7 protein-coding genes and 2 pseudogenes are annotated in these 12,375 nt (G+C 66.7%); 3 read left to right on the forward strand and 6 right to left on the reverse strand.

The features are described 5' to 3' along the window. Together IE206_RS35480 and IE206_RS35485 are read right to left on the reverse strand one after the other, a co-directional pair. On the reverse strand, nucleotides 1-1,204 hold a 1,204-nt coding region (locus IE206_RS35480; RefSeq protein ID WP_189969662.1), incomplete at its 3' end, for a S1 family peptidase. A 44-nt stretch (nucleotides 1,205-1,248) separates the two neighbouring features. Further along, nucleotides 1,249-1,779, reverse strand: coding sequence for a hypothetical protein (locus IE206_RS35485; protein ID WP_229853299.1), 531 nt, complete (start codon nucleotides 1,777-1,779; stop codon nucleotides 1,249-1,251). Between the two features lie 380 nt (nucleotides 1,780-2,159). On the opposite strand from IE206_RS35485, the gene IE206_RS35490 reads away from it, so the two are divergent. Beyond that, nucleotides 2,160-5,630 (forward strand): ALF repeat-containing protein, encoded by a 3,471-nt coding sequence (locus tag IE206_RS35490; RefSeq protein WP_229853300.1) that lies wholly within the window; start codon nucleotides 2,160-2,162, stop codon nucleotides 5,628-5,630. Between the two features lie 83 nt (nucleotides 5,631-5,713). Next, nucleotides 5,714-6,196: a hypothetical protein gene (locus IE206_RS35495; protein WP_189969664.1), complete on the forward strand. Its 483-nt coding sequence runs from the start codon at nucleotides 5,714-5,716 to the stop codon at nucleotides 6,194-6,196. A gap of 422 nt (nucleotides 6,197-6,618) precedes the next feature. On the opposite strand, the gene IE206_RS35500 is transcribed toward IE206_RS35495, so the two are convergent. From IE206_RS35500 to IE206_RS35510, 4 genes and pseudogenes are all read right to left on the reverse strand, one after another. After that, on the reverse strand, nucleotides 6,619-7,800 hold the full coding sequence (locus tag IE206_RS35500) for a hypothetical protein (protein WP_189969666.1): 1,182 nt from the start codon (nucleotides 7,798-7,800) through the stop codon (nucleotides 6,619-6,621). Nucleotides 7,801-7,833: 33 nt separating this feature from the next. Then, nucleotides 7,834-9,018, reverse strand: coding sequence for a CHAT domain-containing protein (locus IE206_RS42795; RefSeq protein ID WP_229853314.1), 1,185 nt, complete (start codon nucleotides 9,016-9,018; stop codon nucleotides 7,834-7,836). A 360-nt stretch (nucleotides 9,019-9,378) separates the two neighbouring features. Then, nucleotides 9,379-10,713, reverse strand: a pseudogene (locus IE206_RS42800) (vWA domain-containing protein); the annotation flags it as partial. A gap of 459 nt (nucleotides 10,714-11,172) precedes the next feature. Further along, nucleotides 11,173-11,565, reverse strand: a pseudogene (locus IE206_RS35510) (DnaB-like helicase C-terminal domain-containing protein); the annotation flags it as partial. Between the two features lie 89 nt (nucleotides 11,566-11,654). Here IE206_RS35510 and IE206_RS35515 point away from each other — a divergent pair. After that, on the forward strand, nucleotides 11,655-12,296 hold the full coding sequence (locus IE206_RS35515) for a tetratricopeptide repeat protein (protein ID WP_189969672.1): 642 nt from the start codon (nucleotides 11,655-11,657) through the stop codon (nucleotides 12,294-12,296). Nucleotides 12,297-12,375 lie beyond the last annotated feature (79 nt).

A 12,375-nucleotide genomic window follows, 5' to 3' on the forward strand; every position in this document is an offset into this window, starting at 1 on the left:
GGCCGATCTGTACGCGGTTGCCGAGGGTCTGGGCGCCGTTGAGCTTGCCGGTGCCCGGGTAAGCCCACAACGTCCCGTCCTTGTCCAGGGCCAGCAGGTCGCGGTTGCCGTGGCCGGTGAAGTCGCCGGCGGCCAGGAGCGTTATGCTCTGCCAGCTGCGGCCGATCTGTACGCGGTTGCCGAGGGTCTGGGCGCCGTTGAGCTTGCCGGTGCCCGGGTAAGCCCACAACGTCCCGTCCTTGTCCAGGGCGATGAGATCGCTGTGCTTGTTGCCGGCGAACTCGCCGGGGGTGAGCTGGGACATGCCGCCCCAGCCGGAGCCGATGGTGACCGGCTGGCCCGCGGTGTGGTGACCGGCCCCGGGGAACAACTGCAGACTGCCGGAAGGATCGATACCGATTAGGTCCGGCTGGCCGGTTGCGGTGAACTTGCCGGCGGCCAGCCCCATGGGTGCGGTCATCGGGGTGCTCGTGGTCCGGGCGATCCATGGGGCGAGGTCGTGGATGCCGGTGCTGATGGCGTCCGCGCGCTTCTCGGCCGGGTCGGCGCCCAGGCAGCCGCCCTGCCAGGAGCGGGAGCTGACGGCTGCGACCTCGGCACTGCCGTCCTGCTTCGAGCGCAGGGCTGGGCCTCCGGTGTCGCCCTGACAAACGGCCGCGCCGGCCGACTTTGGCGCAAGGCTGAGGCTGGAGCCGCTCACCTGGCCGAGGGAGAACGCCGAGGTGCGCAGTTGGTTGGGCACCCATTTGGTGCCGGTGCGGCCGAAGCCGGCCACCCGCAGCTGCTCGCCTGCGGTGGGGGCTGTTGCTGCGACGCGGGCGGGGGTGACGCCGGTGACGCGCTGGGAGAGCTTGGCCAGCACGACGTCCCTCTCGGCGCGGGGGGCCAGCTCGATCACGTCGAGGGTGCGGCCGTCGATGGTGGCGGTGGTCTTGAGCTTCGGCTTGCCTGCGCCTACGTCTGCACCCGGGGCGTCGGCGAAGCAGCTTTTGGCGGTGAGCACCCATTGTCCGCTCACGAGCGTGCCTGAGCAGGCGCGTTGGGGGTCGCCCTCGCCGATGACGAGGCGCGTGGTGAAGGCGTAGGTGGCGTCCTTGGCCGGGTCTCCAGCTACGGCTCCGGCGTTGGGGGCGAGGAGCAGAGGCAGGGCGAGGGCGGACAGCACGGCGGCGGACAGCGCTGTGCGGGAGGTCTTGGCGGGCATGGTGTTCCTTGGGTGGGGCGAGCAGGATGGGACCGTGTCGGGGGCTATCCGGTGACCCGGAGTTCGACGAGCACGGAGCGCTTGCCCCCGCCCGGGACGTTGGTCTCGCCGACCTGGGTGACGTTGTTCTTGGGGGCGTCCACGGTGGTGGTCTTGCCTTCGGCGGTGAGCTTGGCGCGGACCGCATGGTCCTCGGTCCAGATGGCATAGGCGTCGGGCACTTCCATGGTGAGGTAGCCGGACTTGGCCTTCGCGACGAAGCAGAATCCCTTTTTGTCTACGCGCGATTCGATCCAGATGTTGTTGGATGCGGCGCAGCCCTCGTACCCCTCCTGGCCGCTGCCGGGCTTCAGCATGATATTGCCGTCGCCGCGCTTGAGCGTGATCTTCCGCTCATTGAGGACGGTTTCCGCATTCGGGTATTCGAACGTCTCTATAGCAAAGGGCATCTCGGCGGCTGAAGCATCCGCGGCCTTCCCGGCTTCGGGGCCGGCGGCGTGAGCCAGGGGCAGCGCCACGGCCACCCCGGCCGTCAGAGCGGCGCCAACTGCGCCGACAGTCAGGAGTTTCCGCACGCGAGCTATCACAAGGGGCCTTTCAGAGGGGGATGTTAACAGTGCCTCAAAGAGGATTGCTTTAGTAAAGCTAGGCTAAGGTACCAGCAAAGAACACTTGGCCTGGCTGACGGTCAGTCGCGCCAAGTGCGGCTGTGTTTTGAGTGCTGATTCGGTGTGGTAATCGGCGAGTCCACATCGGGACCTAAGTCCTTCCAATGCAGGGAACAAAGTCCTTCCGGTGACGTATCTCTGCGCAGCTGCGACACCCTGCAGAAGGAATCAACTTGTCAAGGAAGAAATCGCTTTGCCGTGGCATCAGCAGAGCTGCGGAGAGACTGACGGGAAAGCGGCGCGGAATCTCACCCCGCTACGGTCTTGCTGCCGCTGCACTGCCCCCGGTGCTGCTTGCCGAACTGCTTGGCGCAGCTCCCTCGTACGGCGCTGAGGGCGATGCGGGCGATCTGCCGCCGCTGTCGGAGCGGGGCCAGGTCGTGCAGATCTGGACGCGCGGCGGACCAGGAGTGAAGGCGGCCGCGGAGGCCGCGCTGACCGGGTCGGACGAGGACGTCAAGAAATTCCTCACCGTGGAGAACGACCTCGCCGAGTATCACGACACCCGGGTCGAGGCACTGCGAGTGCTGAGTATCGGCGGCGCCGGCGTACGGCAAGCGGCCAAGAAGGCACTGGCCTCTGGGGACTTGCAGCCGGTACGCAGCTTCCTGCTGTCGGGCTGGCAGGAGCCGCTCCAGCAGGACCAGCGGGTCCAGGTCCACCAGATCATGAGCACAGCCGGGAACGGCGTGAGGGACGCCGGCAAAGCCGCCTTGGAAGCGGGGCCGGAGGCCGTCCAGAAGTTCCTCGACGAAGGTCAGTTCGAGGCTCAGGAAACCGACGACCGTGTCCAGGTTCTCCAGATCATGAGTCTGGGCGGTCCGGCGGTCAAGCAGGCCGGCAAGCTTGCGCTGAAGGGGACGCCGGATGATGCCCGGGAGTTCCTGAACGTCGGCCAGTTCACGGCCCGCAACCGGGACCAGGAGCGGGCCACCGTCGCGCAGCTCGCGGAGCAGGCGACACGGGCGGGCCAGCAGGCCAAGGCTGCCACTGATGCCGCCAAGGAAGCCTCGGAGCGGGCTGTCGCCGCGGCCGAGCAGGCCAAGCTCGCTGCGCAGAAGGCAGCCAGGGAGACCGAGGCGGCCCGCAAGGACTCTGTGCGCGCCGCGAGCGCGGCCGGGCGCGCGGCGGATGCGGCGCAAGGTGCGGCGCAAGCTGCCCGGCAGGCCATCAGCGCTGCAAACGCCGCGAACGCCGCTGCCCGGGTCGCAGCCAGCGCCGCTGCTCAGGCAGCGAATGCCGCTGCCTCCGCGGCGGATGCCGCCTCCCGGGCACGCACCGCCGCCGCCGAAGTCGCCACTGACGGCAGCAAGGCCGCCGAAGCCAGGAAACTGGCCACCGAGGCCCGAGCCGCGGCCAAGGATGCGGACAAGGCCGCCGAGGCTGCCGGATTCGCGGGCGAGGCATCCAAGGCCGCCGACGTAGCCGTCGCCTCGGCCAAGAGCGCCGCCGGCAACGCCGACGCAGCCGCCACGGCAGCCGAGGAGGCCAACACCTTTGCCAATGCGGCCGGAGTCCACTCCAGCGAGGCGCGCTATGCCGCCCAGGAGGCGCGCCGTCACGCCAAGGAAGCCCACCGCGCCGCGAACGCCGCCTCGGCCCTGGCGAAGAAGTCCGCCGCCGCTGCCTTCGAGGCCCGCGATGCGGCCAGGTCCGCAGCCGGGCACGCCCGCAGTGCCGCCGATGCCGCCGACGAGGCCGCCGCACATGCCGGTGAAGCCGCCAAGGCCGCCGACGAGTCCAAAAAGCAGGCCGGCGAGGCGAAGAAGGCCGCCGATGAGGCCACCAAGGCGGTCGCGACCGCCACGCGCGTCTACGACGTGGCGCGCGAGGGCGAGGCAGAAGACCTTGCCGGCCGCACCGCCGCGGCAACGGAACGTGCCACCGACTTCAAGCAGGCCGACGACAGGTTCACCACCAGCCTGGGACAGCTCCTCAAGGACAACCAGGCCCTCGACACGGAAGCCACCGGCCTCACCGGTGAGGCAGAGCATCCCGGAGCGGACCCGAAGGCACTGGCCGCCAAGGGACGCACCCTGGCGATGAAGGCACTCAAGAGCACTCTGCGCGGCCCGGTCAGCCAGCAGGCCGCCGCTGACGCCCTCGCAGGAGATGACGCCACCGTCGTCGACTACCTCCGCACCGGGTGGAAGAAGTCCGCTCTTCAGGACGCCCGCACGCGAGTGGAAGACCTCGCGGACCACAGCCCCATCAAGCCCGTCCGCACCGCCGCCGCAACCGCACTGAAGGGAACCGACCAGCAGGTCAGCGACTTCTACACCACCGGCCAGCACCAGGCCGCCGTCACCGAGTACCGCGTGCAGGTCCACCAGGTCGCCAGCACCGCAGGCCCCGGCGTGAAGGAAGCAGCCCAGGCCGTACTCAAGGACGGCGACCCCAAAAAGCTCGCCGCCTTCCTCTACAGCGGCCGGTACACGCAGCGGTACACCGACGAACGCGTCACCACCCACCGGCTGCTCAAGACCGGCGGGGCTGAGCTCAAGGCCGCAGCCAAAATCGCTCTGGCGGGAACGCCGGACATGCTGCATACCTTCATCCAGGCCGGTCAGTACATGGCTGTCCGCAAGGACCAGCTCGCCGAGACCCACACCGCTCAGGTCCAGCGCCTGATCCAGGAGGCCTCCCAGACCGCCGCGCTCGCCCAGAAACACGCCTGGGAAGCCTCCCGCGCCGCAGCGGTCGCCGCCCAGGCCGCGGCCGACGCCGACAAGGCCAAGCAGGAGGCCGACAAGTCCGCCCAACAGGCTGACAAGTACGCCAAGGATGCCGACCGGTCCGCCAAGGCAGCCGAAGCATCAGCAGCCCAGGCCGCGAAATCCGCAGCCACCGCCCGGAACGCCGCCAACGCCGCCGACCGCGACGCGGACGCCGCCGAAGCCTCCGCTGCCAACGCCGAGTTCTCCGCCAACTGGGCCCGCACCTCGGCCCGTGAAGCCAGCGCCGCCTCCGACGAGGCTCGCCGTGGCGCGCTCGCCGCAGGCAAGGACGCCAAGGCAGCCGAAGCAGAAGCCTCCAAGGCCTGGGACATCACCAGGGAGAAACTGCGCGCCGAGGAAGCCGAAGCCAAGCGCAAGGCCGAGGAAGAGTTCAAGAAGGGGCAGGAACAAAAGAATAAGAAGAAGCGCGGCTGCGCTTCCGTGATCGGCGTTCCCGGAGCCCTCGGTTCCTGCCTGCGCAGCTCGGACGATGCCTACATCGACCGCGAGGCCACCCAGAGCGCCAGCGGCCTCGTTCTCGACTTCGTCTTCGCCATCACCGAGGTCGAAGAGTGCATCAAGAACCCGGCCGTAGCCAGCTGCGGGGCACTCGCCGCCTCTATCACTCCTATGGGCAAGCCCAAGAAGCTCGAAAAGCTTGCCAACAAGGTCCACGACCTCGCCCAATCCTCCAAAGTCTTCCGTCCCACCGTCAAGTGGGCCACTCCTAAACACGACGGGTGGCAGCATGTTCTTGACTCTCACCGGTCCGGTGGCAAGGACTTCGAAGCTGCCAAGGGAACCAAGGGAGCCTTCGAGGGTAAATTCGTGAAGGGCGAAAGGCTGAAGCTCCGCATCCAGGAGGCTATCGACCAGGGGAAAATATCGAAGAACACCGGCGGCCGTGACGGGATCATCTACGAACTCGACTTCCACAAACCGATCGGCAGGACCGCCAAGAGCGAAGGCGGGCGCGAGGCCACGAGCATCCGCGTAATCCTCAACGAAGACGGAAGCCTCCGCACAGCGCACCCCATCTAAACTAGAAGGACGCACTGGGCGCCCCCTGGGGAGCAGCCCCAGGGGGCGCCTAGTCATCGAACCCCTCACAGCAAGGAGCACACATGATTACCATCGAATTCACACCGGACGACCGCGGTGACATCTTGAACGAAACCGCCCGCAAATCCCTCCACGAAGGACTCTTCACCCTTGAGTCCCTGACACCCACGGACTTTCGCTACAGCTACTTCGTCTACCCGACCCTCCTGAACATCGGCGGCATGCAGTTCCTTCCGAATGCCCCCGTTCCCATCATGGACCTGATGTACTGCCTCGGATATTCGCTCCGGGATCTTCCCCGCGACGGGAAATCTGAAATCAGCTTCACCGAAAACAGTGAAATCATCCACCTCGTATTGAGCGGAGACACGGTAAAGGCTGATTCATCGGCAAATCCGGATCGACACGGAGAGTGCCCAGCCTCCGAGTACTACCACGCGGTCCGGACATTCATCGCCTCTGGTATGCGTCATATTCTGGGAAAGTATCCGCAGCTTGATGGACACCAGGCCTTCAGTGAACTCGCGGAACTCGCGGTGGCGTAATGATCTCTCAACGGGTGCAAATCCTTGAAACAGACCAGGTTCCCTGACTGAGTGCTAAGGGTTGTCCCGTAACTGCTGTGCGACGCGGCGCCGCCACGGTCGGCTCTCCGTGCCGTGGTTCGCACTTGGAATGTCCCGTTCCGGTGTCTCGACCTGGGCTTTCCTGGCCGCTTCATTCAAGGGACAGTGCAGCTCCGCCTCACGCTCTTGTCCCTTGAAATCCGATGCCCTTGCTACGTCGTGACCGTGGGCCGACGGCTCATCTGCCGGAGAGAGGGATACCCAGGCTCCGTCATTAACCCTCTTCGGGCATGCCGACTTGACGAGTGTGAGGAGGTCGCCCGAAAACGTTCACACACTGCACCCGCGACGAGCAGATCGCTTCTCGGTCACTTGCAGAGTCGAAAGGGATCGCGGCGCTCTCATAGTTGTCGCTTGTCAGGGTCACGATGTTGGTGGTGCATCGCATCGCTGATCGCGGAGGCAAGTTCTGGCAGGCTCCAGTACGCAGAGTGCGTCCATAGCCCTGCGGTGGCGGTGCGGGGCAGCGGTATGTCGACCGGGTATGTGCCGTCGGCGAGGCGAAAGACGTGGGAGGCCGCGAAGCCAAGTACGTCGAGTGGTTGCCATAGGTTGGTCCAGCGGGCCAGGGAGTTCGGCAGGACGACCGGTTCGTGGCCGGTATAGGGAGAAAGTTGGCCTCCGCGGGGGTCACAGAGGTGGAAGTACGCAGGTTGAGAGCCGAAGGTGAGTAGCGACGAAGTCCACAGCGGTTCCTGCGCAGTGGCCATGTCGACAGCGATCACCCCGCCGAGACTGTGTGCCACCAGCGGTACGGGGTGATCCGGGTGGCGTCCCAGTTCGGGATCGACGGCAGCGATCTGCTCCCATACCCGAGCATGGATCTGCTCGCGATGACGCTGATAGACGAGTACATCGCCAAGAAATCTGGTGGCGCCTGGTCCGAGGCGGTGGCGCAAGCTGTGGTTCACCCTGCCGACGACCACCCCCATCGCCGCGCCTGCGACGCGGTCCAGGTCCGCGAGCCGACGCCGGATCAGTGACCGGAGACTACCGTCAACGGGTGCTGCGCCACGGAGTCCCGCCCAGGAATCCTCCGGCTCTCGCGTCTCAGTGACTGCATGGGCGATGGCCATTCCCGTCTCGCTGAGAAGGGATGGGTCATCGGCCAGCGACAGCCAATGAGTCGTTGGCCATTCCTCGGCGAGTGTTGCAAGCACCTGGTCCGCGACCGGACTGTTGCGGCCATCACGCAGTCCGCTGTTGTGCGACGGGTCCAAGCCCTGGCGGACCGCGTCACGCAGGGGTGCCGGCAGGTCTCCTGGAACAGGCCCCTCGGTTTCACTGAGAAGGGCAGCCAATAGCATCTTGGACGGTACATCAACGGTTTCGGGTGTATCCCGCAGCCCGGCGGAGCGAGGGGGGAGCGCGAGGTCGACGTAGCGGTCATCCGCGCCAAGGTCTCCCCAGTAGACCGGTACCAAAGTCCTTCCCACCGTGGCCTGCAGGGCCTCGACGGTAGCGGTGAATGCTTGCGGGTCACGGTTGCCGACGCCGTGAATGACGAAGACCGGCTCGTCCATGGCTCTCCTGTCGGGGTGTACTTGTAGTGGCTTCTAAGGGGTGGCGGCGCAGGCAGCAGGGCTGCCGTAGACGGCGTACGCCAGCCAGGTGGGATCCCCGCCGTGATCGCGGATCGCCCGCCGTGCGTTGAGGGACGCCTGCCCCAGACTCTGGCCGTCGGCGACTAGACGCTCGTAGAACGTGTCGGCGAAGAGCAGCGCGGAGTCGGACCGTACCGGCCACAGGGTGCCGACGAACGCCCCCGCACCCGCCTGCAGGAATTGCGGCGCCCAGCCCAGGCTGGTGGAAAACCAGTCGATCTGGCCGGCGCTGCGACAGGCGTTGAAGAAGACCAGCGGGTGGGTAGTACGCAGGGCCCGAGACTGGGTGGCGTAGGCAAGATCGATCGGATCGAATGGACCATCCGCCATCGTGACGTGAGAGCCGGCACTCGTGAACGAGTTATGGCAGGCGAAGTGCAGCAGCCCGTTGAGCCCTTCGTCGATGAGGTCGCTCACGGCGGCGCGATGGGTCAGGGTCCCGCCGTCGGTCACAGTGTCACCCAGTCTCGCCCGAAGCGCGACCACTTCACGCTCCGCTTCGGGAGGTGAGCCGGGCGGCACCACGAAGGCAGCACGAGGTAGGGATAGTTCGCGTACGCGGTCCTGTCCGAAGACCCGTCGGACCACGGGAAGCCACTCGGCGAGGAATCCGTCGCCCTCTCGCTGGCCGTCCAGGGGATACAGCAGCTCCCAGGGCACAACATCATGCTCACCAAGCACGGTCAATGATGCGACGTGCCCGGCCTCCTCCCAGAACTGCTGGCGCACGGCGTCAGGCACCGCCGTCGCCCACAACTGCACGCCGAGATTGATCAGCCGCCGACGGGCCTGGCCTTGATCTCTGCCTCCGTTCTGCCCGGCAGCGGCTGCGGTACGCCGAAGCTCGTCGTAGATCCGCTCCCTCGCCCCGTGGGAGTCGCCCGCTACGAGGCGGAAGGACTCGGGAGCGTAGGTGGTTTCGCTGAGCAGCTGGAAACTGTAGGTGCCGTCCGCGCCTTTGAGTACCTGCAAGGTCACCTCCCCCGGATCGAACGCGAGGGTGGCAAGCGGTGCAGTGCGTGGCGAGCCATCCCTGGCTGGCGTGTCGGGCTGCACGGAGACCTGCGCACGTAGTTCGCCAAGAAAGGTGCCTCTGTGGAAGGCCCGCACAGTAACGGTATGCAGTCCAGGCTTCATGGTGCGCAGGCCGAATTGCAGCCAGTCTGAGTCCCGGCCGGGCGGAACGGTCAGTCCCTGCTGCAGATCTCCCAACGCCAGCAGGCCAGGAGCGTGCACGGTAATGCGGAGTTGTGCTCCTGCTGGAGGGATGTGAAAAGCCCGAAGTGCCACGACGGAACCACCGGCCTCCCGAGTAATCCGCACGTGCAGAGGTATCTCCCGCCCGGGAGGTGCCTGCTCGACCAACTGCGCTTCCAGTAGCCGCGGCTCCCAGCCGTGCCGATCACCCCCGCCGTGCCGCGGCCTGTCAGGGCCGTTTCCTTCAGGCCCAAGGACTTTCGTGGTGTCGTAGTTCCCCAGCGCACCGGAGCGCGGCGCCACGCGGACCGTCTTGGTCGACCGTGCCTCCAGGGCCATCTCATCGGCGTCCGCGACCTCTGTCCTCAGTCGCACCGTTCCCGTCGCGGCATCGACCACGACCACCACCTTGGCAAGCAGTTTCGCAGTATCCACGTTCCCCGACGCCACGGCGAGCTGCACCGCACGGCCCAGCTTGACCGTTGCCCGGTCGTGGTCGCCGGCCTTGCGTGCGTCGAGGCCCTCTTGGATGGCCACAGCCAGTTCCGTCTGTCCCGAGTAGTGGGCGACCTGCGGATTGATCGAGGTGAACGCCGCCATGTCGTCGGTCCACACCACGCGGACCAGGCCCTGGGACAGGATGAGCGGGTTGCCGTCGGGTTGCGGGACGACCACCGAGATGCGGGCGGCCAGCATTTCCTGGCCGACGTCAGCCGCGGGGACCCGGACGCAGATGTGGTAGTCGCGGGACTCCTCACCCCAGGCGCCCGTTGGGTAGTCACCGGCACGCGGGCCCGCCGGTGCGCGTCGGCCGGTCAGCTCCTCAACGGTGGGCGCGACTTGCTTCACGAACGTGATCTCCGCGCCGATGGGCGTCCACAGCCGCAGCGCGACCTCCGCGATCTCCTTACGCATCGCCTTTTCCATTAACTGCGTGAAGTCGTCCACCAGCCTGGCCGGGTCGGCGACGATGTCGGCGCTGCCCAGGAGCGCCGAGGCGATGCCCGTGACCTCCTTCACCTCCCAGTCCGTACCCACCCCTCGCACATCACAGGTGAAACGGCCCGAGCAGGCGTCCAGCGCGGCCTGCAAGTCCTCGGGCGACTCGTGCTCATTACGTCCGTCGGTGAGTAGGATCCCGTGCCGGATCCCTACATCGGCGGAGTGCAGCAGTTGGTCAGCCAGCCGTAGCCAGGTGCCGATCGCAGTGCCACCGCCCGCGGAGAGCTTGCGCAGCGCCCATCTTGCCTCTTGCCGGGTGCGGGTGTTAGCGACGGCAAGCTTGCCGCCACCCGGATACACCTCCGTGGCCTGGTCCGTACCGCCCACGACCGCGAAATGCGCCCCATCGCGCACTGTGTCGATCGCTGCGGCCGTCGCCTCCCTGACACCGCACATCTTGGCAGGCGGATAGTCCATTGACCCAGAACAGTCGACCATGATTGCTACCGCCACGCCCTGTTCCAACCCCGCACTGTGTGGATGCGGTCCAGTGACGGATCTACCGTTGGTGTCGCCGCCGGTTGCCGTGACCGTGACGATGGCGTGGACCTCCCGGCCGCCCTCTGGCAGATACTCGTTCTGGAGGACGTCGACGCTGAACTCTGGTGCATCAGGTTTCAAGAACATAGCCATAGATCCCGGCCCCCTCAGGCTTCCCGCAGCAGCTGGAAAATGTCTCTTCGCCGGTTGTGACCATACGTTCTGCCCGTGCTGATGTGACGGGAAGTCCGGGTGCCTCGAGCTTCAGGCCGATCCTGCCACCACCGGAAAAGTCGGGAATGACGGCACTACCACTGTTTACGTTGTCGTGGACGCCCCCCGCCCTGGGCAGGGCCGCTAGGTAGCGGCGAGCTGCGATACGTGCTCACGCCCCCCGACGGTGCAGGTCGCGTCCTCGGAGCGGGGGGAAAGCTTGACGAGGGGTTCTGCGGGTGATGTTACGCGGCCTTCGTGGTGAATGTGGCTGCACATGCAGGGAGATGGATCGCACGGGCAGGTTCGAAGGTTCTCACCGAATTGTCCCTTGGTTCAGACGAGGGCCATCGTCAGTGGGAAAGGGACACGCGACGTGCGAACCTACAACGCCAGCGGTCAGGTCTGGGCCATGTCCACGAAACGCGCGTAGTGGCCTTGGAAGGCAACCGTGCAGGTGGCTACCGGACCGTGCCGGTGCTTGGCGACGATCAGATCGGCTTCGCCTGCCCGAGGACTCTCCCGCTCGTACGCGTCTTCACGGTGGAGGAGGATGACGACGTCGGCGTTGTCCTCCAACGCGCCGGAGTCCCGCAAGTCACTCATCATCGGCTTCCGGTCGGCACGTTGCTCGGCGCCGCGGTTGAGCTCCGAGACGGCGATCACAGGCACATGCAGTTCCTTGGCGAGGAGCTTGAGGCAGCGGGAGATGTCGGAGATTTCTTCGTAGCGGGAGACGAAGGGGCGGGTGCCGTAGGTGAGCAGGTGCAGGGCATCGACGACGATGAGCCGGATGCCGTGCTGGGCGTGGGCGACGCGGGACTCGGCTGCCAGGATCCGCTTCGCGGGACGCCCCGCCATGGGCAAGTCCATCCTCGCCATTGCTGCAGCGAGCCGTCCGCGACACCCTCACCCCCGACCAGTACCGGCACCTGGCCCGTACCGCGGCCGACGCCCTCAGCGCGGCCTGGCCCCCGTTCGCGCGTGACATCCCCCTGAGCGCAGCCCTGCGGGACAACACCGCCGCCCTGACCTCCTGCGCCGAACCCGAGGTCCATCACACAGAAGTCCACCCCGTCCTCTACCAGGCCGGCCGCAGTCTGCTCCACAGAGACCAAGCCGCCGAGGCACGCGAGTACTTCCAACGCCTCCTCACCACCACGACCCGTTACCTGGGCCCCGACCACCCCGACACTTTGGTCATCCGGCGCGATCTGGCCCTCTGGCGGGGGGAGGCGGGTGATGCGGACGGTGCGGTGGCTGCGCTGGAGGAACTGCTGACGGACGTGCTGCGGGTGGGGGGCCCGGACGATCGCCTCGTCCCGGTCATCCGGAGCCATCTTGCCTACTGGCAGGAGTGCGCGGGGTACAAGACCGGGGAGGCGGCCACGCTTGCGGACCAGGTGAGGATGCTGGGCGCAGAGCACCCCGGCACCCAGACGCCCCAACGCAGGCTGGTCTACCGTGAGGGGCGGCTTGAAGCATACGGAAAGAAGCCACGTGCTGGCGACGCTGATCCTTAGGCTGGCAGAGCCGGGCCGTCGGGGGTGTCCAGGCGGTGCTGCCCATCGCCCTGCGGACGAGAGACCAGACGGCTTCGAC

The organism is Streptomyces violascens, from assembly GCF_014649955.1.
Classification (GTDB): Bacteria; Actinomycetota; Actinomycetes; order Streptomycetales; family Streptomycetaceae; genus Streptomyces; species Streptomyces violascens.